Origin of the sequence: Myroides gitamensis (assembly GCF_029894455.1) — a bacterium.
GTDB lineage: Bacteria > Bacteroidota > Bacteroidia > Flavobacteriales > Flavobacteriaceae > Flavobacterium > Flavobacterium odoratum.
The window spans coordinates 2,570,717-2,592,304 of sequence record NZ_JARYHN010000001.1 but is presented as its reverse complement, the minus strand read 5'-3'; the positions used below and the strand labels follow the sequence as shown (position 1 = coordinate 2,592,304).

The 21,588-nt window shown below is 35.6% G+C and carries 19 protein-coding genes; 14 read left to right on the top strand and 5 right to left on the bottom strand.

The genetic code is table 11. From position 1 onward, the window contains the following. Positions 1–36: 36 nt before the first annotated feature. On the bottom strand, positions 37–426 hold the full coding sequence (locus M2306_RS11480; RefSeq protein WP_115092519.1) for a DUF1634 domain-containing protein: 390 nt from the start codon (positions 424–426) through the stop codon (positions 37–39). A gap of 10 nt (positions 427–436) precedes the next feature. Further along, positions 437–1,279, bottom strand: a complete 843-nt coding sequence (locus M2306_RS11475; protein WP_259187795.1) for a sulfite exporter TauE/SafE family protein — start codon at positions 1,277–1,279, stop codon at positions 437–439. A gap of 157 nt (positions 1,280–1,436) precedes the next feature. Here M2306_RS11475 and M2306_RS11470 point away from each other — a divergent pair, with 157 nt between their 5' ends. The 4 genes from M2306_RS11470 (at position 1,437) to M2306_RS11455 (ending at position 7,614) form a co-directional block, all read left to right on the top strand. After that, positions 1,437–2,510: a chorismate mutase gene (locus M2306_RS11470; protein WP_259187796.1), complete on the top strand. Its 1,074-nt coding sequence runs from the start codon at positions 1,437–1,439 to the stop codon at positions 2,508–2,510. A gap of 90 nt (positions 2,511–2,600) precedes the next feature. After that, positions 2,601–3,566, top strand: a complete 966-nt coding sequence (gene rsgA / locus M2306_RS11465; RefSeq protein WP_115092522.1) for a ribosome small subunit-dependent GTPase A — start codon at positions 2,601–2,603, stop codon at positions 3,564–3,566. 175 nt (positions 3,567–3,741) lie between these two features. Then, positions 3,742–5,634, top strand: a complete 1,893-nt coding sequence (locus tag M2306_RS11460; protein ID WP_259187797.1) for a transglutaminase family protein — start codon at positions 3,742–3,744, stop codon at positions 5,632–5,634. A gap of 3 nt (positions 5,635–5,637) precedes the next feature. Next, on the top strand, positions 5,638–7,614 hold the full coding sequence (locus tag M2306_RS11455) for a DUF3857 domain-containing protein (RefSeq protein WP_259187798.1): 1,977 nt from the start codon (positions 5,638–5,640) through the stop codon (positions 7,612–7,614). An 86-nt stretch (positions 7,615–7,700) separates the two neighbouring features. On the opposite strand, the gene M2306_RS11450 is transcribed toward M2306_RS11455, so the two are convergent. Next, positions 7,701–8,585, bottom strand: a complete 885-nt coding sequence (locus M2306_RS11450) for a hypothetical protein (RefSeq protein ID WP_259187799.1) — start codon at positions 8,583–8,585, stop codon at positions 7,701–7,703. A 585-nt stretch (positions 8,586–9,170) separates the two neighbouring features. On the opposite strand from M2306_RS11450, the gene M2306_RS11445 reads away from it, so the two are divergent. The 8 genes from M2306_RS11445 (at position 9,171) to M2306_RS11410 (ending at position 17,184) form a co-directional block, all read left to right on the top strand. Then, positions 9,171–11,156: a DUF3858 domain-containing protein gene (locus M2306_RS11445; RefSeq protein ID WP_259187800.1), complete on the top strand. Its 1,986-nt coding sequence runs from the start codon at positions 9,171–9,173 to the stop codon at positions 11,154–11,156. 4 nt (positions 11,157–11,160) lie between these two features. Then, positions 11,161–11,613 (top strand): D-aminoacyl-tRNA deacylase, encoded by a 453-nt coding sequence (gene dtd / locus M2306_RS11440; protein ID WP_259187801.1) that lies wholly within the window; start codon positions 11,161–11,163, stop codon positions 11,611–11,613. Next, a complete protein-coding gene (locus M2306_RS11435) occupies positions 11,613–11,816 on the top strand; it encodes a hypothetical protein (protein ID WP_115092528.1) in 204 nt (67 codons plus the stop codon). Before dtd ends, M2306_RS11435 begins: the two co-directional genes overlap by 1 nt. An 85-nt stretch (positions 11,817–11,901) precedes the next feature. Next, on the top strand, positions 11,902–12,228 hold the full coding sequence (locus M2306_RS11430; protein WP_002990089.1) for a nucleotide pyrophosphohydrolase: 327 nt from the start codon (positions 11,902–11,904) through the stop codon (positions 12,226–12,228). 12 nt (positions 12,229–12,240) lie between these two features. Then, positions 12,241–13,473 carry a 3-phosphoshikimate 1-carboxyvinyltransferase gene (locus M2306_RS11425; protein WP_259187804.1) on the top strand — a complete coding sequence of 411 codons (1,233 nt, stop codon included), beginning with the start codon at positions 12,241–12,243 and terminating at the stop codon, positions 13,471–13,473. A gap of 110 nt (positions 13,474–13,583) precedes the next feature. Continuing rightward, positions 13,584–14,633: a tRNA preQ1(34) S-adenosylmethionine ribosyltransferase-isomerase QueA gene (gene queA, locus M2306_RS11420; RefSeq protein ID WP_002990093.1), complete on the top strand. Its 1,050-nt coding sequence runs from the start codon at positions 13,584–13,586 to the stop codon at positions 14,631–14,633. Positions 14,634–14,765: 132 nt separating this feature from the next. Further along, entirely contained in the window at positions 14,766–16,040 is a 1,275-nt protein-coding gene (kynU, locus tag M2306_RS11415; RefSeq protein WP_498882917.1) for a kynureninase, read from the top strand. 61 nt (positions 16,041–16,101) lie between these two features. Continuing rightward, positions 16,102–17,184, top strand: coding sequence for an agmatinase family protein (locus M2306_RS11410; RefSeq protein ID WP_259187808.1), 1,083 nt, complete (start codon positions 16,102–16,104; stop codon positions 17,182–17,184). 23 nt (positions 17,185–17,207) lie between these two features. Here the strand turns inward: M2306_RS11410 and M2306_RS11405 are convergent, their stop codons facing one another. After that, positions 17,208–17,369, bottom strand: coding sequence for a hypothetical protein (locus M2306_RS11405; protein WP_002990098.1), 162 nt, complete (start codon positions 17,367–17,369; stop codon positions 17,208–17,210). 108 nt (positions 17,370–17,477) lie between these two features. Between M2306_RS11405 and M2306_RS11400 the strand changes: the two genes are divergently transcribed. After that, complete coding sequence (locus M2306_RS11400) at positions 17,478–18,824, top strand: FAD-dependent oxidoreductase (protein WP_259187809.1); 1,347 nt, start codon at positions 17,478–17,480, stop codon at positions 18,822–18,824. A gap of 4 nt (positions 18,825–18,828) precedes the next feature. Here M2306_RS11400 and M2306_RS11395 read toward each other — a convergent pair whose 3' ends face one another. After that, on the bottom strand, positions 18,829–20,388 hold the full coding sequence (locus tag M2306_RS11395) for a helicase HerA-like domain-containing protein (protein ID WP_259187810.1): 1,560 nt from the start codon (positions 20,386–20,388) through the stop codon (positions 18,829–18,831). A gap of 336 nt (positions 20,389–20,724) precedes the next feature. Here M2306_RS11395 and M2306_RS11390 point away from each other — a divergent pair, with 336 nt between their 5' ends. Then, positions 20,725–21,561, top strand: a complete 837-nt coding sequence (locus M2306_RS11390) for a MotA/TolQ/ExbB proton channel family protein (RefSeq protein WP_002990105.1) — start codon at positions 20,725–20,727, stop codon at positions 21,559–21,561. Positions 21,562–21,588: the final 27 nt, after the last annotated feature.

Sequence of the window (21,588 nt, the reverse complement as noted above, 5' to 3'; positions counted from 1 at the left end):
TATAATGGAAGGTTAGTAAAAACAAATGTAGGTAAATTAATGAGAAAATCCGAAGGACACGCTAAGAATGATAACCGCAATTACAATTAGGGTAATCACAACATACATCGCGTCTTTTTCGAGGATAAAAGAAAAGAGCGATAAGAGTAAACGCAGAGCGGGTGTTAAAAACAAGAGCAAAATGCCCAAGAAAATAATCGACTCTCCGTTCCAATCCTTGACCCCTTGAAAGATGGTTTTAAAAACAACAAATAGATTTTGATCTTTTTCAACAAACGTTGAGAAAGAAACGACTTGTTGGGAATCTTTTGCTAACAGAATAATTCCACCTAGCAGTGTTACGGTTAAAGCACTTAATACGCCATAACGCAACACATTTCCGATGATACTTTGTAATTGATTATCTGTAAATTTAGTTGTACTCATAGTTTTGGCTTTAAATTTTTCCTGTAATTCCGTTGTAAATCATGTTCAAGGCGATAATGAAAATAAGTACCGCAAAAAACAATTTGAGTTTTTTGGTGTTGGCTTTCATTAGTACTTTCGCTCCAACCATAGAACCAATTAATACTCCTATAATAACAGGCATACAGATGGATGGTTCAATATACCCCTTTTGAATATAGATAACCGAACTAGAAATAGCTGTAACTCCCATCATAAAATTACTCGTTGTGGTAGATACTTTGAAGGGAACCTTCATGATGGTATCCATTGCAATTACTTTAAAGGCGCCAGATCCAATACCTAATAAACCTGACATCATGCCTGCAACGCCCATCATGCTAAATCCACCAAGAATATTAGTCATGCTATAGTGTACTTTTTCACCACTAGTTGTAGGGTAATTGCCTGCTAGTTTGAGTTTTTTCGCTAAAGTACTGCCTTGTTCTGGTAGAATAAGGTGGTCTTCTTTTTTGCGAATCGAATTAAGAGAAGAAAAAATTAAAGTAGCTCCAAAAATAATAGCGAGTAAAGAAGTAGGGGCATTGGTTGAGATAAGTGCACCTACTACAGCGCCAATGGTTGTGGCAATTTCGAGGAACATCCCCAATCGCATGTTGGTAATCCCTTCTCTAACATAGGCCGATGCAGAACCTGATGAGGTTGCAATTACGGCTACTAAAGCTGTTCCGATGGCGTAATGCATGTCAACACCGAGGAAAACAGAAAGTAAAGGGATTATAATAATACCGCCTCCAAGTCCTGATAATGAGCCGATAAAACCAGCTGCAAAGGCACCTAGAAACATAATTAAGATAAAAGTTAATAATGACATTAAGGTTGAATTTTTTGATGAAAAGTAAATGTATTAATTATTATAAAAAACAAAGAACAAAAAGAGCTTTATCTGGTTTTTACCTTTTATCATTTTGGATTAAATCCCATTTTATAGAATATAACTCGTAAATTTGCATCAAATGAAATTGTAAGAAATGAGTAAAGATTGGTTAACTGCTTTTCAAGGTCAAGCCCCTGCAATTATAGCAGGTCCCTGTAGTGCTGAAACACCGGAACAATTGTTGCAAATCGCTCACTCTTTGCCTCAAGAGGTTAAAGTATTTCGTGCGGGAATTTGGAAACCAAGAACGAAGCCAGGTGGATTTGAAGGAGTAGGAGCAATTGGTTTAGACTGGATGCGACAGGTAAAAGAAGAAACAGGATTGTTGTTAGCAACAGAAGTAGCAACAGCAGAACATGTCGATTTGTGTTTGCAAAACGATATCGATATCTTGTGGATTGGTGCTCGTACTGCTGTGAATCCTTTTTCTGTACAAGAAATAGCAGATGCCTTAAGGGGAACGGACAAAATCGTCATGCTGAAGAATCCGATTAATCCAGACTTATCTTTATGGATGGGCGGATTAGAACGATTGGAAAAAGCAAATATCAAGAAGCTAGGTCTGATTCACCGTGGATTCAGTACTTATGAAAAAACAAAATATAGAAATATACCGGAATGGCAGATTCCTTTAGATATTAAATCAGAATTGCCTCATATTCCTATTTTCTGTGATCCTTCCCATATTACAGGACGACGCGGTCGCATTTTAGCGGTTTCTCAGTTGGCGTTGGATTTGAATTTCGATGGATTGATGATTGAAACGCATTGCAATCCTGATAAAGCGTGGAGTGATGCCGCTCAACAAGTGACCCCGGAACAGCTGAAAACCATTGTGCAAGCCTTGAAACTGCGCAATATCACAGATGATACGGAGGAATACCTACAGAAATTACAAACCTATCGCATTCAGATTGACGATATGGATAGTAAAATATTAGATCTGTTGAAAAAGAGAATGATGATTTCCGATGCAATCGGTTCGCTGAAACGCGACAAAAATGTTGCTGTTTTTCAACAAGAACGATGGAATAGTATTGTGGAAAAAATGATGAAAGAGGGAGAACACCTCGGATTTACGGATGAGTTTATTCGCACCATTTACAATGCCATCCACCAAGAGAGTATTTACCGTCAGGATCAGGTAATTAATAGAAAAGAAGAGTAAAAAAGAAAGTGAATAATACAGCAGAATTAGACTAGGTATTTTTCTACCTAGTCTCTTTTTTTTAGCTGGATTTTAAAATATATTTGCCCTATGAAAGGAACAGTTTATAAATCAACAGGTAGCTGGTATCTTGTAAAAGGTGAAGATGGGCAATTTTACAATTGCCGCATCAAGGGAAAGTTTCGTATTAAGGGAATCAAAAGTACGAATCCCCTTGCAGTAGGTGATCATGTTATTTTTGAATTAGAAACAACCAATGATGCAACTACTGGGGTGATTCACGAGATTGCGCCTCGTATGAATTATATTGTGCGTAAATCGGTAAACTTATCTAAACAAGTACATATCATCGCTTCGAATATCGATACGATGTTCTTAATTGTTACGATTGATAATCCCGTGACTACAACGAGTTTTATTGACCGTTTTTTGGTTACGGCAGAAGCGTATGGAATTAAAACTGTTTTAGTTTTCAATAAGATTGATACCTATTCAGAAGATGCATTAGATGAACAATTGTATTTGCAATACATCTATTCTCAAATTGGATATGAGTGTTTGCGTGTATCTGCATTAGAATCAAAAGGAATAGATGCGATTAAAGAACGCATGATTGGCAAGGTATCGATGTTCTCTGGGCATTCAGGGGTTGGAAAATCAACGTTGATTAATGCGATTGAACCTGGATTAAACCTGAAAACGGCACAAATCTCGGAACAACATCAACAAGGGCAACATACTACTACGTTTGCTGAGATGTTTGACTTAACGTTCGATGCGGCGATTATAGATACGCCTGGAATTCGTGGATTTGGTGTTGTTGATATGGCACCTCAAGAAGTAGGAGATTATTTCCCTGAATTTTTTGCCTTAAAAGATCAGTGTAAATTCAATAACTGTTTGCATCGAGAAGAGCCACATTGTGCAGTAAAAGACGCTTTAGATCGAGATGAATTGGCTTGGTCGCGTTACAAATCCTACATCCAAATTTTAGATGGAGAAGAAGAACATTATCGTACAGATATTTATAAAGACGGAAGAAACCAAGAAGAATAATCTTGGTTTTTTTTTTGTTTCATTTTTAATTAATAAGATGAAAAAGAGTAGAAGTAAAGGGTATATAACTTCTTTTAAAAGAAATCTATCTTTGTTTTGTGTTTTTTTAGATAGTTTTAGTTAATATAAAGTAAAAATTAACAGTTATATTTGCGGCTTAAATGTAAATGTTATTATGCGTCTCTTTCTTTGGCTTTTATTAATGCCGTCTTGTCTATTTGCACAAAAGAATATTCCAGTAAATGAAATACCAGAAAAATTAAAACAACATGCCTTCTCCGTGATTAATGAAGAATTGGTAGCAGTGAAAGTGTTGTCTTATGATCGGTTTACTGTGAACACAAAAAAAACAATCACGGTCCTCAATGAAAAAGGATTGGGTGATCTTAATTTTGATGAATACTATACCAGTAAAAGTAGGAAAATCAAAAATATCCGAGTGTCAATGTATGATGATGGTGGAAATCTTCAACGTACATTCAAAAAAAGTGATTTTAAAGATTATTCACTTAATCAAGGGGTGAGTATTTCAGACAGTCGTTTGTTAAGCCTTGATTTTAAACCGTCAAAATATCCCGTTATCTTTGTGTTTGAAAGTGAAGTAGAATCTAAAAATACTGCATTTCTTCCCAAGTGGTACCCGATTCAAACGTACGGGCAATCTGTTTTAGTATCTAAGTTTTCGATTGAAGTACCAGCTACATTAAAGCTCAATTCCAAAATATACAACGAAGGTTTCTATCCCATAGAAGAAAAGAGGGAAACTACTGCTGTTCAGTATACTTTACAAAATTTTCCTGCTTTATTAGATGAAAGTCTATCTCCTAATTTCCAGCGATTTATTCCAAAGGGAATTTTTTCTTTAGATCAGGTTAATCTTGAACAGGTAGCGGGTTCATTCTCAAACTGGGAAGAATTAGGAAATTGGTATTATGCCAATTTAGTCAAAGGAACAGAAACGTTATCTCCAGCAACAAAAGCAAAAGTTCAAGAGCTAGTTAAAGGGGTGGATGATCCAATTGAAAAAGCGAAGATTTTATATGCATACATGCAGAGTAAAACTCGATACATTAGTATTCAATTGGGAATTGGAGGGTGGCAACCTATGCATGCAAAAGAGGTCGATGCTTTAGGATATGGTGATTGCAAAGGTTTGACGAATTATTTGCGAGCAATGTTAAAAGAGGTTGGAGTAGAAACGTATCCTGTTCTTCTTTATGGATCTTCTACACCTATAGATATAGAAAGTGAGTCCGTTTGTTTACAAGGAAATCACATGATTTTGGCTTTGCCTGTGGAAAATGGGTATCAATGGATTGAATGTACGAGTCAAAAAGCTCCTTTTGGTTTTATTGGGGGATTTACAGATAATCGAAATGTATTAGTTGTAAAGGAAAAAGGGAGTGAGCTAGTTCAGACGAAGAAATATAGCTATGCAGAAAGTCTTCAAAAAAGTAATACAGTATTGACATTAGATCAAGAAGGTAATGCACTTGTAGATATTAAAATTGAATCATCTGGCGTACAATTCGACAACAGATTTTTTACGTATACATTAGATTCAAAAGAAAAAGAAAAACTATACAAGCGTTTGTTTTCAGATTTTAAAAACATTCAATTTTCTACACTGAATGTAGCGTTAGATAGTGAGAATACGTTATACAAAGAGTTTTTTACGTTTAAAACGGATAAATATGCTCAGAAATTAGGAAATCGACTAGTGCTAGCTTTAGGAAATTGGAATACAGTTTCATCCACGTTGACCAATGCAAGAAATAGAGTTACTCCGTTTTACTTGAAAACAGATTGGCAAGACTTGGATCAAGTTGAAATAATAATTCCAGAAGGTTATATATTGGATGTTGTACCTGAAGATATTGAGATTAAAAGCAAATTTGGAGACTATATCGTACAATTTAACTATGAAAATAACCAATTGAAATACCAAAGAAGCTTACATAATATAGGAGGAATCTACACCAAGGAGGAATATGGGGCGTATAAAGAATTTAGAGAAAAGGTAAATCAAGCGGATCAGCTTAAAATAGTTTTGAAACAACAGAAATAAGAGATGAAAAAAATAATTTTATTGTTACTAGTTTTAGGAAGTCCTATTCTTGTATTCGGTCAAGATTTCTTAGGAAAAGTAACGTTAGAGGAACTTAGAGAAGAAAAAGATTTAGTCAATCCAGAAGCAGATGCCACCATTTTAAATGAGGAAGGAAAAGTGTATTTTGATTACATTCCTAGTGTTGGGTTTAAAATGAATCAAGTGGTAAGCCGAAAAATAAAAGTATATACAAAAGAAGGAATATCTTATGTTGATTTAAGTGTACCTTATTATACTGGTAAGGGAGTGATTGAACAAGTGAAAATAGATCAAGTATTTACGTATAATGAGAAAGATGGAAAAATCGAAAAAAGTAAATTAAAATCCAATGCGATTTTCGATGATAAAACGAATGAAAATTGGAAGAAGAAACAAGTCATAATTCCCGATGTTAAAGAAGGCAGTATTGTGGAATATAAATACACCATTACAAGTGATTATTTTAATATAATTCCAGCTTGGTACTTTCAAAGAAACATTCCAATTCGCAAATCAAGTTATGAAGTAAGAATACCTGAATATTTGGTATATACTAATCGATTAAGGGGAGATGTTAATATAGTAAGGAGTAATAAAACGGAAACAAAAAAGATTCGTGTCACCAATACACATCCGTTCCAAGAAGTTAGTTTACAAGAAACGGTACAGAACTATACTGTTACTAATGTTCCACCTATAAAAAGTGAGCCTTATATCGACAATATGGAAAATTATCGAGGAAGTATACAGTTCGATTTAAGTATGATTAATTATCCAAATCAAAGCCCGAAAGTTATTTCTTTAAGTGAGGATGATTTAATTAAAAGCATCTATGAGAATGGCAGTTTTAAGAATCAATTGGAACAGACAAAATACTTCGAAAAGGCCATTGACTTAGCTAGCTATAAAGGGTTGACAGATGAAGAGAAGTTAAATAAAGTATTGACTTTTGTTAAGGAGAACATCTCATGGAATGAGAAACAAGGGTATTATACGAATGATGGAGTAAAGAAAGCATTTGAAAATAAAACAGGGAATGTTGCGGAAATCAATTTAATGCTAACTAGTATGTTGCGATATGTTGGTTTAACAGCTAATCCAATTTTGGTCAGTACAATAAACAACGGAACAGACTTATCTCTTCAAAAAACTTCATTTAATGGTGTAGTGAGTAGTGTTGAGCTAAATAAAGTTGTTTACTTACTAGATGGTACAAGTAAATATACGAGTACTAATATTATACCCATTCGAAACTTAAACTGGATAGGAGTTATAATTAATAAAAATGGAGGGTACGGTAAAGTAGATATGAAACCTAATTTTCATTCCATTTCATCAGAAAACTTTGTACTAAATTGGAATAATGATGATGTGGAGTTAGGATTAGGGCAGGCACTTTTTTCGTACAAAGATTATATGGCTTATTTAGGAAGAATTAATGTTCAAGATCAGAGCGATGAACAAATTATCAGTGAATTTGAACAATCCTATGAGAATATGAATATTAAAAACATAAAAGTATACAATAGAGAAGACGTAAGTAAAGACCTCAATCTTCGTTTTTCCTTTGAAAAACCAAAGTTTGCTTCAAAAATAGGTAATGAGTTGTACTTGAATCCCATGCAGTTTTATGATTTAAAATCCAATCCTTTTAAATCGGAGGTACGTACAATGCCAATATCGTTTACATTTCCAAAAATTGATTTGTACAAAGTGACAGTGAAGGTTCCTATGGGGTATGAAGTAGAATATTTACCTAAGACGTTAGAATTAGTAGATGCTACTGTAGGATTAAAAGCAGTTTATAAAGTAGAAAGGGAAGACAATACGCTACATTGTAGTTTAGAGTTCTCTAGATCACTTCTCACGATAGAACCATCGAACTATAATAAAGTCAAAGATTTTTATGAGAAACTGGTGAATAAATTGGAAGATCAAATCATCTTTAAAAAGATATAAGTAATATTCTTTATAGAATAAAAATAACAAAGGAGCCGCTTCAAAATCTTGAAACGGCTCCTTTTTTTTAATAACAAAAAAAATATTTAAAATTCAGAAAAATAGTAGGTATTACCAAAGCGATAGGTGGCCATTTCCAGCAATAAAACGTCCTTTACGTGTTGAGATAAGGTTGCGTCTGCTAGTACAGCAGTCTCCATTTCTTTAGAATAAGCGGTAAAAAGAGCGGTATTATTGAGTCGGAAAAAAGTAGTGGTATAGATTTTAGCAATTGGTTTAAAATGGGCTAAGTCTTCTTTATTTTCAAACGGATAAAGGGTGGCATAATACGTATCATTTTCATTGTCATCTAATTGATTTATTTTTTCTAGTAAGGCAACAGCCGCTTCTTTTTCATAGGATGCCTGTAATCCTAATTGCTCAGCTTGCTGGTAAATCTTATCATATAACATAGTGAATAACTCATTGGAAGGAATTGCCGAAAGCGTGGAATCTTTGAGTACTTCGTTCACTAATACATAGTGATAATATCCAGCATCATCCATTGTGTTAGCGCTAAAATCAGCCGTTTTAATTTGCTGAATATTAGGTAAGACTAGGGCGTGATACGATTTTACTTCAGCAGTGTTTTGAATTCCATGGATGGATTTTTTGATGGTAACTGCTTCTCCTACAGAAGCTGCTGCACCAATAAGCAAAGCTTCTTTCCAATCGCTTTTCATTCCTTTTTTAACTGCATAAGCAGCAGCAGCTTTTGCATCAGCCGAAGCTACTCTTTTTAACCAATCCCAAAAACCAGCCGTTGCTTTATGTGGGAGTTCGTGTTGTTTTTGTTCATAGGTAGCACTGATGTGCTCATAAATAGTAGGCTCGGTTTGCGCTGGATTGGCGCTGTCTGTAGTTGCTTGATCTGAGTGGCAAGCGGTGCATAAAGCGATTACCCCCAAGACGATTAAATATAACTGTTTCATGTTTGTCTGTTTTGTTGAGCTAATTCGTTTTGAATTGAGCGAGTTGATACACGGTATGATAAATAGTATCGTTATGCATAAGCAATAACAAATCACTCAAAAGAGTTGATTTATTAGGACATGCATTGCGGAAGAAATAAGGAAATAGCTGCGCTATCTTTATTTAATGGATCTGAGGATTAAAGTCGGCCGATTAATCTAAAAAACACACCTGAATAGTACCTATATACACATTTCAATGAAATAGAGTAGCTGAACAAGAGAGGCTACTTTCTTTTATTGTAGAGACGTAAAAAACGCCCTTTTTTATTCAGGTGATAGAGTAAAACTAGAGTAAAAGTGGATTGGGATAAGTTAATGAATAGTTAAAAAAAGTGGTGATATTGGAATAGTATATGAAATAGGATGAACTTGTTTTTTGAGTATAATTGGATAATAAAGTGCCTATCTCATAACATAAGAAATGAAAATCGAAAAGAAGTAAATGAGATTTTGGCTTCTATGATAAATCCTCCCCAAAATCACAAGAGAAACAGAAGGAGTTTTGTATTTTTGAAAAAGGATAATATAAAAGCTGTATAAGAGATGAATAAGGTTGTACTATTTGCCTTTGGAATTTTAAGTTGTACTGCGTTAGCACAACAAACCTCTAATCAATTGCTGAATGAAATCAATATCATACAATCACCTGATGCTATATTTAAAACTCAGGCTGATGCTGTTGTGTTGAATGAAGATGGCATAGTAGAGTATGAATTTCATGAAGAAAGTGGATTCAAACTTAAACAAACGGTAAAACGCAGTGTTTTGATCCAAACAAAAGATGGAATTAGCCATGCTAGTTTACAAATTCCCTTTTATTTTGGTCGATTTGCGAAAGAAGAAGTCGTTATTGAGTCCTATAAAATATATCGTATAGTCAATGGGAAAGAAGAAGTAGTAGTAATTGACAAGGCAACCAATACAAAGGTTGAAGAAGATTTCTATCTAAAAGAAATTAAAGTGGACGATATTCAAGTAGGCGATCGCATTGAGTATACCTATACCAAAGTCATCGATAATATTGATACTATCCCTGTTTGGTATTTTCAAGAAAATATTCCCAAACTAAAAAGCAGTTATACCGTTAAGATTCCAGATAACCTGACTTATTTGATAACGACTACAGGGAATCTATCTTTAAATGAGAAAAAAGAAGTTACCCAAGATGCGCGTAACTTATCTTCATCAAGATGGGGAACCTCGTATCGATTCAAAGAAGCAATTTTGCAATACAGCGCTGTGAATATTCCTGCTTTTCAATACGAACCTTTCATGGACAGTAGTCAAAACAATGTCAGTAGCATTCGATTTGATTTAATTCAGTTTCAATATCCCATGAGTTCCTCTGTGGTGATTCCTCATGAACCTGCTGCCGTTGCTAAAGAAATTTACAAAGGAAGAAATTTTGGCAGTGAGCTGCGTTTGGATTCGTATTGGATTAAACAATTGAAAGATTTTCCTATTGTAGATGGAAGCGAGCTAGAAAAAGCGGCGCAAATGATTGCATTTGTTCAAAGTAAAATCAAGTGGAATCAACAGTATGGTTATTGGGCAGAAAAAGGAGTAAAGAAAGCCATGAATCAAGGCGTAGGAAATGGAGCAGATATTAATTTAGCTTTAATTGGCGCTTTGCGTGCAGTTGGAATTTATGCAGAACCAATTGTTTTAAGTACGCAATCAAATGGTAAAGCACCTTTGTTGTTTTCTCGTTTTATGAATCACGTTATTGTAGGATTTAAAATAGAGAATCAATTGTATATGGTAGATGGCATACTGCCAAATGCTGAATTGAACGTACTTCCATTTGAAGATTTAAATGGAACTGGATGGATGATTACAGAAGAATTTACAGTGACTAAAATAGATTTAACCCCTAAACAGCTTTCATTCAAGCAAGAGGAATTTTCCTTACAATTGGATGAGTCAGGGCATGTGGCTGGGCAATTGAATAGTACCTTAACGCGTTATGAAGCTTTGGCTTTTCAAACGAGATATGGCGAGAGTCCACTCAATAGAAGCCGTGGTGATATTGAAGCTCGTAGCCCACAGTTGTTCTTAAATGATGGAAAAATAACCCCAAAACAAGGAGAGGTTGAGCTGGCATTTCAAGTGCGAAAGTTTAACTTTGCCACGATTGAGGAAGAGGGAAAAACGATGAGGTTTAATCCTTTAGCCTTGTATCGAGATAAAGAGAATCCATTTGTTAGCGCAACTAGACAATCGGATGTTTACTTTATGTATCCGTTTATGGATATGTATAAAGTTACAATCCAACTGCCTGCAGGATATAAAGTAAAGCAGTTAGCTAACAGTGGTATATTGACAAATAAAACAATAGGGATGAACATGACGTATGAAGTGAAGGAACTAGATGCAAACCAATTGCAAATTGCTTATACTTTACGCGTGACCAATACGGTTGTTCCAAAAGAATATTACAATGAATTGCGTGCGTTCTATTTAGAAATGAATAGTAAAATGAACCAATCCATTGTATTGGAAAAAATAAACGAAGCAGTAAAAAAATAATACATTGAGAATAGTAATACAACGCGTAACAGAAGCTTCTGTTACTGTAGAAGGAACAATCATCAGTAATATTGGTACAGGTTTACTGGTGCTAGTAGGAATAGAAGAGGTAGATACAAAACAAGATATCGAATGGCTTTCGGGCAAATTGGTGAACTTGCGCATCTTTGAAGATGAACAAGGGGTAATGAATAAATCGGTTCTTGATATCGAAGGAGAGGTGCTTATTGTAAGCCAGTTTACCTTACATGCCTCGACGAAAAAAGGAAACCGACCTTCTTATATTAAAGCCGCAAAACCAGATTTCGCCATTCCGATGTATGAAGATTTTGTCGCTCAAGTCTCTCGTGATTTAAATAAAAAAGTTCAAACAGGTAAATTTGGTGCAGATATGAAAGTAGCTTTGCTCAACGATGGACCTGTAACCATTTGCATCGATTCTCAAAATAAGGAATAATGAAAACAACACTGATTAAATTTAGCCTATTCACGGTTATCTATATTTTATTTTCGTGGTTTATTGCCACTGATTTTGTTTGTGCTTTAAAAGGAGACCCCCTGTGTATGCAGAATGTAGCAATTCGCTATGTGATTTTCATCATCCTTATGGTTGTCTATGAAAAATGGGTAAAAAACAAATTATTTAAAAAGCAGAAGTAGAGCAGGTATTGGGTTGAGATAGCTTGCTGACCAAACGATACAATCACAAGAAAAGAACGTATTAAAATTATAAAACACACAAAAGATGAATATACAAGACGCACAATTAGCCGTTGATACTTGGATCAAAGAACACGGAGTTCGCTACTTTAATGAATTGACGAATATGGCCCAATTAACGGAAGAAGTAGGAGAAGTAGCCCGAATTATCGCTCGTCGTTATGGCGAACAATCTGAAAAAGAAAGCGATAAGAATAAAGATTTAGGAGAAGAATTAGCTGATGTGATTTTTGTGGTGATGTGTTTAGCGAATCAAACAGGTGTTAATTTACAAGAAGCGTTTGATAAGAAGATGGATCTAAAAACAAAAAGAGATCATGATCGTCATCACAACAACGAAAAATTGAAATAAAAGCGTACCATTATGCAGGTTCACCTACAAAAATCATCCATAATATCGGGACAAACCATTGTCATTTCAGGAAGTAAATCGGAAAGTAATCGCTTGTTGCTGTTGCAAAAGTTATTTCCTCAATTGGTTGTTGAGAATGTAGCCGATTCGGATGATGTGGTGGCTATGCAAGAAGGGCTAGCACATAAAACAGCAGTGGTTGACGTGCATCATGCGGGAACAGCTATGCGCTTTTTAACCGCCTATTTTGCTTTATGCCAAAAGCAAACGGTGGTTTTAGAAGGGAGTGAACGCATGCACAATCGCCCTATCGCTCCTTTGGTCGATGCATTACGTGCATTAGGTGCTCAAATTACCTATACTGCCAAAGAAGGATTTCCACCCTTGCGTATTGATGGCATAGAAGCAGAGGGTGGAACTGTGGAGATATCCGCTGCCATCAGTAGCCAATATATTTCCGCATTACTACTTGTTGGAACGCGCTTAAAAAAAGGAATTACCCTACAGCTCTTAGGGGAGATAACTTCAAGGCCCTATATTGAGATGACCTTGGCCATGCTCAGAGAGTTGGGAGCCCAAACTTCTTTTGAAGGACAAACCGTTACTGTTTTTCCTCCGCTTCAACTCGAACAAACTCATTTTACAGTAGAAGCAGATTGGTCTTCCGCTTCCTATTATTATTCTCTCCTTGCCTTGTCTCCTCTAGGTACGACACTGCGCTTAGGGAAATACAAAAAGGTGAGCTTACAAGGGGATTCTATCTTACCTGCGATTTATGCAAAACTTGGCGTAGAAACGGTTTTTGAAACTGATGATTACATTCGATTAACGAAAAGAGCAGAAGTTCAACCTACTTTTGAAGCTGATTTTAACGACACGCCTGATTTAGCTCAAACAGTAGTGGTCAGTTGTTTTGGTTTGGGAATCGCTTGTCATATACAAGGTTTACATACATTGAAAATCAAAGAAACCGACCGTTTAGAGGCTTTGCAAAACGAATTGGCTAAACTAGGAGGGCAGCTGGTAGTTACAGCAGATAGTTTAACATTGGCTGCGCATAGAAGTACAGTCACGACAGTACCAGCTATCGATACTTATCAAGATCATCGGATGGCTATGGCATTTGCACCACTTGTGATGCAAATGGATTTACTTATTAATGAAGCGGAAGTTGTCAGTAAATCGTATCCTGCCTTTTGGAATGACCTCCGAAAAATTGGTGTTCAGGCTATTGAATCTAAGTGAGATAGAAAAAAATACGGCTAAAAACTTGACAACCCCTATCTCAAGGTCGTATATTTGTAAAACTTAAAAAGAACTGACTTCTTTTTATTGAACTAATTAAAATTGTTTTCATGAAGTTATCAAACTTTAATTTTGATTTGCCAGAAGAATTATTGGCAGAGTTTCCAGCTGAGAATAGAGATGAGGCTCGTTTAATGGTTATTGACCGTAAAACGGGAACGATCGAGCATAAATTATTCAAAGATGTTGTGGATTATTTTGGAGAAGGTGATGTAATGGTTTTAAACAATACGAAAGTATTTCCTGCACGTCTTTATGGGAATAAAGAAAAAACGGGTGCTAGAATCGAAGTTTTCTTATTGCGCGAATTGAATGAAGAACAACGTTTATGGGATGTATTAGTAGATCCTGCGCGTAAGATTCGAATTGGAAATAAATTGTACTTTGGAGAAGACGATTCATTAGTTGCTGAAGTTATCGATAATACAACTTCTAGAGGTAGAACGTTGCGCTTTTTATATGATGGCTCATACGAGGAGTTCAGAACGAAACTACAAGAATTAGGAGAAACACCAATCCCGAAATACATCAACAGAGAAGTAGTTCCAGAAGATGCAGAACGTTACCAAACGATTTATGCAAAAGAAGAAGGTGCAGTAGCTGCTCCAACTGCAGGATTACACTTTTCTAAACACTTGATGAAACGCTTAGAAATCAACGGAATTAAATTTGCTGAAATCACCCTACATATTGGTTTAGGTACATTCAATCCGGTTGAAGTAGAAGACTTGTCAAAACACAAAATGGATTCAGAAGAATTTGTGGTGTCTCAAGAAGCTTGTGATATTGTAAATAATGCAAAAGAAGAAAAACATAGAGTATGTGCTGTTGGTACTACTTGTATGAGAGCTTTAGAAAGTTCTGTTTCATCAAGCCAAACCCTAAATCCATATAGAGGATGGACAAATAAATTTATCTTCCCTCCTTATGATTTTAGTATTGCTGATTGTATGATTACAAACTTCCACATGCCAAAATCTACTTTATTAATGATGATTTCTGCTTTCTGTGGTCATGATTTAATGATGAAAGCGTACAAAGAAGCGGTAGAAGAAGGATACAAATTCTATTCTTACGGAGATGCAATGTTGATCTTATAAAATCAACAAAAACTAAGATATCTATAAAAAATCCCTTGCTATTCCAGCAAGGGATTTTTTATAAGTAGAAAATAGTGGAAATATTGATAAAAATTCTACATTTACAAAAACCAAAATTATAAACCATGAAATATTGAGAATACGTTAGCTTTTGCTCAAAGTCTTGATGCTAAAGATACCTTATCAAACTATAGAAGTGAATTTAACTTTCCTAAAGTTAAAGGAAAACAAGTGATTTATTTTACAGGTAATTCACTAGGACTTCAGCCTAAACGAGCGGTAGAATATGTAAATGAAGTGATGACGGATTGGGCGGAGTTAGCAGTAGAAGGACACTTTTATGCAAATAAACCTTGGTGGGATTACCACGAAAGATTTAGTGAGCCTTTAAGTAAAATTGTAGGAGCAAAACCTTCAGAAGTTACGGTAATGAATACGTTAACCGTAAACCTTCATTTGTTGATGGCTACGTTTTACAAACCTTCAGGAAAGCGCGTAAAGATTTTATGTGAAGAAAAAGCATTTCCTAGCGATCAGTATTTAATCCAAACCCAAGTGAAATGGCACGGATTAGATCCTAAAGATGTAATCGTTGAGGTAAAACGCAGACCTGGAGAACACAATTTTAGATTAGAAGATATTTTAGCGAAGATTGAAGAAGTAGGAGATGAGTTGGCTTTGGTGCTAATGGGCGGTTTAAATTATTATACAGGTCAAGTATTAGATATGAAAACCATCACAGCAAAAGCACACCAACAAGGCGCTTATGTAGGATGGGATTTGGCTCATGCTGCTGGAAATATCAACTTAGAATTACACGATTGGGATGCGGATTTCGCTGCTTGGTGTAGTTATAAATACATGAATTCAGGACCTGGAAATGCTTCGGGTTGTTTTATCCATGAAAAACATCATACCAATAAAGAATTAGTTCGCCTTGGTGGATGGTGGGGACACAACAAAGAAAGACGCTTTTTGATGGAACCAAATTACGATCCTATTGAAGGGGCACATGGATGGCAAATTAGTAATTTACCAATCTTGACTTTGGCTCCATATTTAGCCTCAGTAGAGCTGTTTGCAGAAATTGGTATGCCGAAGTTAATTGAAAAGAGAAATTTAATTACGGCTTATTTAGAATTTATCATCAATACCATTGGTGCTGAAGTAGGTGGGAATTTTGAAATTATCACCCCAATAGAACAAAGTGAACGCGCAAGCCAATTGTCTATCTTATTACATGGAGAAGGACGCGCTATGTTTACCTATTTAATGGAGGCTGGTGTAATCGTAGACTGGAGAGAACCAAACGTGATTCGCTTAGCGCCAGTGCCTTTGTACACTAGTTTTGAAGATATGTATCAGTTTGGACAAATCTTAAAAGAAGGGATTCTAAGTCAAAAATAATTTTGATAGTACGACTGTGATTTAATTCTTAAATTTGCAGCGAAAAATAACAGCTTAATATATGTCAACAAAGCAACAAAAAATAGAGACTTTTGATCCGTCTCAACCAGGGTTAGCAGATGCAACAATCTATGGTTTGCCTTTTACAGCAGAAGAAAGTGAAATAATTGTAGTTCCTGTGCCTTGGGAAGTAACAGTAAGTTATGGAGCAGGAGCATCAGAAGGACCAGAAGCAATTTTGGAAGCTTCTTACCAAGTAGACTTGTTACACCAAAACTACCCTGAATTGTGGAAGTTGGGAATCTATTTTGATGAAGCACCAGCACATTGGCAAGAACAAAGTGCCCAATACAAAACGTTAGCTCAACCTATTATTGAAGCTTTAGAAAATGGAGAGGATTTAGCTGATCACCCGACTTTACAAGAAAGCCTGAATACCATTAACCAAGTATGTGATACTTTACATAAAGAAGTAGAAGCAAAAGTGGCTGACTGGATGAGCAAAGGAAAACGCGTTGTATTGTTAGGAGGAGATCATAGTACGCCATTAGGGTATTATAAGGCTGTGGCTAAACAGCACGATTCTTTCGGAATCTTACATTTCGATGCGCATATGGATTTGAGAGATGCTTATGAAGGATTTACGTATTCGCATGCCTCTATTATGTTCAATACATTGAAATTACCTCAAGTTGAAAAAATTGTTCAAGTAGGGATTCGCGATTTCTGTGAGCAAGAAGTGGATGTAGTAAAAGCTTCAGGACGCGTTTTAGTTCATACGGATGCAGATTTGAAAAAAGATGAGTTTGAAGGCATGAGCTGGAAAGTAAAATGTGATCAAATTATAGCTTCTCTACCACAAAAAGTAGTGATTAGTTTTGATATTGATGCGTTGTTGCCTTGGTATTGTCCTAACACCGGTACACCAGTACCAGGAGGATTGACGTTTGAGCAAGCGACGTATTTAATTACTAGACTTTCGGAAACCAATAAAGAAATTATTGGAATGGATTTAGTAGAAGTTGCGCCAGGAGAAGATGATTGGGATGGAAACGTTGGAGCAAGACTCTTGTTCCATATGTGTGGAGCATTCGCAAAATCACAAGGATTGGCAGTAGGAAAGGAATTAACATTTGAGAAATAAAAAAATAATCCCTTTTAAAGGGATTATTTTTTTTGATTTTCTTTTACAAAGAAGTTGATTAAGGTTAAAATGATGGCTAATGTAAGTAAGCTATAGACGTACAAACCACCGAAATCAAAAACAAACTGACAGATATACCAACAACCTGTCAGGAGAATAACGATAATCCAAATTAAATTTTTCATTACTGTTAAGAGTGTAGTTTAAAAGTAGTCGATAATACGGAGAGCTAAAAACACTATTCAAATATTAATTAGGTAATTATATTAAAGATTCAAATATTGAAAGGGGATATGGGGAAAAGTATTGCAATTGTAGGGAGTGGTTTGGTAGGAACTGTGTTGGCGATTGCGCTAAAACAAGAAGGACATCAAGTGTTTGTGTATGAAAAAGGAGATGATATTCGCACCATAGATTTTTCAGGACGTTCAATTAATTTAGCTCTTTCTGAGCGCGGATGGAAAATGTTGAAGCGCGTCGGACTGGAAGAGAAGGTTCGTCAGTTTGGAATCCCAATGCACCAACGCGCAATTCACCATGTTAATCGAGAAGAACACCAACCCTATGGAATTCACGGTGAAGCTATTTGGGCTGTTTCTCGTGGTGGATTAAATAAGAAATTAGTAGAATGGGCAGAAGAAGTAGGGGTTCAGTTTGTATTCAATACGCCGATTTGGAGTGTTGATACCAAAAGAGGTGTGCTGTATACGAGTGAATCTGAATATCAAGAATGGAAAGAGATTCAACACGATGTGGTTTTTGGAGCTGATGGTGCCTATTCTAAAGTGAGAAGTTGCTTACAAAGACGCAGTAGATTTGAATACCAACAATCCTATCTACCTATTGGGTATAAAGAATTGGTGATTCCTGCAAAAGCAGCGGGTGTTTTTGCTATGGATGAGCATTCTTTCCACATTTGGCCAAGAAAAGATTTCATGTTAATCGCCTTACCTAATATGGATGGTTCGTTTACCTGTACATTATTTATGCCTTATCAAGGGGAAGTGTCTTTTGAGGCCATCAAAACCCAAGAGCAAGTGATAGCCTTTTTTCAAACCTATTTTCCCGATGCATTGCAATTGATGCCGGATTTAGTTGAATTGTATACTGCAAATCCAGTAAATTCACTTGTTACAACCACTTGTTTCCCTTGGGTATATAAAGATAAGGTAGCGTTGATTGGAGATGCTGCGCATGCCGTTGTACCTTTTTATGGACAAGGACTTAATGCAGGGTTAGAGGATGTCGATGTTTTATTGGATTGTTTACAGCAAAATCCAGAAAATTGGATGGAAGCATTAGATCAATATCAATACTCTCGTAAGGTTAATACTGATGCAATTGCCGAATTATCGTACCGCAACTTTAGAGAAATGAGTGAGCTAACAGCAAATCCCTTGTTTTTGTTGCGCAAAAAAATAGAAAGTAAGTTCGCTAAAAAATACCCGGATTTATGGTTGCCTTTATATGATCGAGTAACGTTTAGTAAAGGAAGTTACCAAGAAGCTCTGGCAATTGGCGATGAACAAGCCGCTATTATGGATGTAATTATGGAAACTGAACAGATAGAAGTTATTTGGGATAGCCCTGAAATAGAAGAGAAATTAAAACAATTGATAAACGAAAATAGAGGATTTTAATCCTCTATTTTCGTTTTTTCGTTGAAGTATTTCGTGTTGATTTGGAAGAACTACTAGATCCATTCATTACTTTACTGAGTAAACTAAAGGCTCCTTTGATAAAAGTAGCACTTGTTACCACCTTTAAGATACTTTTCGTAACCGTATTATCTTCTTTTTTAGAAGAGGAACTAGATCTCGGCGTTGGAGTTTCTTCTTGCTCTTTGTCTTTTTGGGCAGAAACTCGTTCTTCTATTTTTTCAAAAGCACTGGCTGAATCTATCGTTTGATTGTATTTGGATACTAATTTTGAACGAGATAAAATAGCAACAATTTCCCCTTCAGAAAGCACATCCATTCTACTCATCGGTGCTCGCATGGTGCAAACAACTAAAGGAGTTGGCGTTCCTTTTTCATTTAATGCTGTGACTAATGCTTCTCCTGTTCCAAGCTGTGTGATAATTTCGTTGGTGGTATAATAGGAGGTAGAAGGGAAGTTTTCCGAAGCCGCTTTAATTGCTTTTCTGTCCTTTTCAGTGAATGCACGTAGCGCATGCTGGATTTTTAGCCCTAATTGCGCCAAAACACCATTGGGAATATCCGTTGGGTTTTGTGTAATAAAGTAAATTCCCACTCCTTTCGAGCGAATTAACTTAACAATAGTTTCAATTTGGCTTAATAAAGCTTTGCTTGCCTCATTGAAAATCAAATGCGCTTCGTCAATGAAAATCACTAATTCGGGTTGACCACTATCCCCTTGTTCTGGCATTTTATTGTAAACTTGAGTCAAGAGATTCAACATAAAAGTAGAGAATAATTTAGGCTTGTCCTGAATATCAGTCAAGCGCAAAATATTGACATACCCCTTTCCATTCTCGTCATAACGCATCAAATCACTAATATCAAATGAAGGTTCTCCAAAGAATAAATCAGCTCCTTGTTGCTCTAATTCAATGACTTTTCTCAAAATAGCATTCATAGAAGCAGGAGAAATTTGACCATATTCGCTTTCAATTTCTTTTTTGCCTTCGTTTGTTAGGTATTGAAGAGTTCGTTTAAAGTCTTTTAAATTGAACAATTCCAGGTTTTCGTCCGCAGCATATTTGAATAACATCGCAACAATTCCGCTTTGTGTATCGTTGAGTTCGAGTATTCGACTCAGTAATATAGGGCCAAATTCGGAGATAGTTGCACGTAAACGCACACCATTTTGTTCTGAAAGTGTGAGTAACTCAACAGGAAACCCACTGGGCTCAAAAGGAATATTCATTTGTTCGTGGCGATTTTTGATAAAATCATTCAAGGTTCCTGGTTCGGCAATACCACTAAAATCCCCTTTAATATCCATCATGAGCACGGGAATCCCTTTGGCAGAGAGCTGTTCCGATAAAACTTGTATTGTTTTTGTCTTTCCCGTACCCGTTGCACCAGCAATTAAACCATGGCGATTTAATGTTTTTAAGGGTAGATTTACAAAAGTGTCTGGAACAATTTTTTGATCCAGATTTGCACAGCCAATGGTAATAAAATCACTTTTATGACTATAACCATTAATGATGTCAGTTTTAAAAATCTCTAGGCTCATTTTATATATTTTATATAATTAAAGGTGATTTTGAATCAAATACACAAGTAAACATGAAGAAATGCTATAAATATCAAATGTTAAATGTATCTGGCTTGATGAAATAAAGATAGTAAAATTCATTTAGACTTATTATCTTTACCACTGCTTACTATTTTTTAAAAGTTAAGGTAAGTATAAAAAAGTCTTATGTTAAGTCAAGGTTAGCTTATTTTAAAAAAATGAATTTTAATTTTTTTATTTCATCTAAAAACATAAATTTGCGACACTGATGACTTTAAAAAAGTAAAAAAGTAATAAGTAATAATTGAAAAAAAAGAATTAAATTTTAAAAAGATGACAAACGTATCAAACGAATCAGTTGAAAAAGTAGGGTCAAGCTCAGGAGCAAGTAGATTATTTGCATCGTTAGCTGTAGTATTATGTATTGTTTTTGGATACCTTATTTGGCAATTCGTAATGGGTAACCCAGCGAACTTTGAGAATGGTGATCCAGCAGGACATCCACTACCAGGTAACTTTATGGGAATGGTTTATAAAGGGGGACCTGTTGTTGCTGTGTTAATTGGATTATTAACTATGACAATTGTTTTCTCAATCGAGAGATTTTTAGTAATCTCTAAAGCTTCTGGAAAAGGAGATGTTGGGAAATTCGTTAAAGAAATCCAAGTTTCTATCAATGAAGGAAGAATCGAAGAAGCTATGGAAGCTTGTGATGCTCAAAAAGGGTCAGTTGCTAACGTTGTTAGAGCTGGTTTAGTGAAGTATCAACAAATGAAAAAAGAAGGATACAATAGCGAAGAAGCTACTGAAGCTATCCAAAAAGAAATCGAAGAGGCTACAACGCTTGAGATGCCAATGTTAGAGAAAAACATGATTGTATTGGCTACATTAGTATCAATTGGTACATTATGTGGATTATTAGGAACAGTAACAGGGATGATTAAAGCGTTCTCAGCTTTAGCAACTTCTGGTACTCCTGACTCTGCTGCATTAGCAACTGGTATTTCTGAAGCATTAGTTTGTACTGCTACAGGTATTGGTACTTCAACATTAGCGATTGTAATGTATAACTCATTTACTACAAAAATTGATAGATTAACTTATTCAATTGATGAAGCTGGATTTGCTATTACTCAAGCATACAGAAGATTCAAAGGATTAGTAAAATAATTTTAGAATAAGTATTAATTATCTTAT

Excerpts from the sequence above, each read along its gene's own strand:
- M2306_RS11425 (WP_259187804.1), top strand. The coding sequence starts at position 12,241 with ATGCAGGTTCACCTACAAAAATCATCCATAATATCGGGACAAACCATT.
- M2306_RS11455 (WP_259187798.1), top strand. The coding sequence starts at position 5,638 with ATGAAAAAAATAATTTTATTGTTACTAGTTTTAGGAAGTCCTATTCTT.
- M2306_RS11395 (WP_259187810.1), bottom strand. The coding sequence starts at position 20,388 with ATGAGCCTAGAGATTTTTAAAACTGACATCATTAATGGTTATAGTCAT.
- M2306_RS11475 (WP_259187795.1), bottom strand. The coding sequence starts at position 1,279 with ATGTCATTATTAACTTTTATCTTAATTATGTTTCTAGGTGCCTTTGCA.
- M2306_RS11430 (WP_002990089.1), top strand. The coding sequence starts at position 11,902 with ATGAATATACAAGACGCACAATTAGCCGTTGATACTTGGATCAAAGAA.
- queA (WP_002990093.1), top strand. The coding sequence starts at position 13,584 with ATGAAGTTATCAAACTTTAATTTTGATTTGCCAGAAGAATTATTGGCA.
- M2306_RS11450 (WP_259187799.1), bottom strand. The coding sequence starts at position 8,585 with ATGAAACAGTTATATTTAATCGTCTTGGGGGTAATCGCTTTATGCACC.
- M2306_RS11405 (WP_002990098.1), bottom strand. The coding sequence starts at position 17,369 with ATGAAAAATTTAATTTGGATTATCGTTATTCTCCTGACAGGTTGTTGG.
- M2306_RS11445 (WP_259187800.1), top strand. The coding sequence starts at position 9,171 with ATGAATAAGGTTGTACTATTTGCCTTTGGAATTTTAAGTTGTACTGCG.
- M2306_RS11410 (WP_259187808.1), top strand. The coding sequence starts at position 16,102 with ATGTCAACAAAGCAACAAAAAATAGAGACTTTTGATCCGTCTCAACCA.
- M2306_RS11480 (WP_115092519.1), bottom strand. The coding sequence starts at position 426 with ATGAGTACAACTAAATTTACAGATAATCAATTACAAAGTATCATCGGA.
- M2306_RS11390 (WP_002990105.1), top strand. The coding sequence starts at position 20,725 with ATGACAAACGTATCAAACGAATCAGTTGAAAAAGTAGGGTCAAGCTCA.
- rsgA (WP_115092522.1), top strand. The coding sequence starts at position 2,601 with ATGAAAGGAACAGTTTATAAATCAACAGGTAGCTGGTATCTTGTAAAA.
- M2306_RS11460 (WP_259187797.1), top strand. The coding sequence starts at position 3,742 with ATGCGTCTCTTTCTTTGGCTTTTATTAATGCCGTCTTGTCTATTTGCA.
- M2306_RS11435 (WP_115092528.1), top strand. The coding sequence starts at position 11,613 with ATGAAAACAACACTGATTAAATTTAGCCTATTCACGGTTATCTATATT.
- M2306_RS11400 (WP_259187809.1), top strand. The coding sequence starts at position 17,478 with ATGGGGAAAAGTATTGCAATTGTAGGGAGTGGTTTGGTAGGAACTGTG.
- M2306_RS11470 (WP_259187796.1), top strand. The coding sequence starts at position 1,437 with ATGAGTAAAGATTGGTTAACTGCTTTTCAAGGTCAAGCCCCTGCAATT.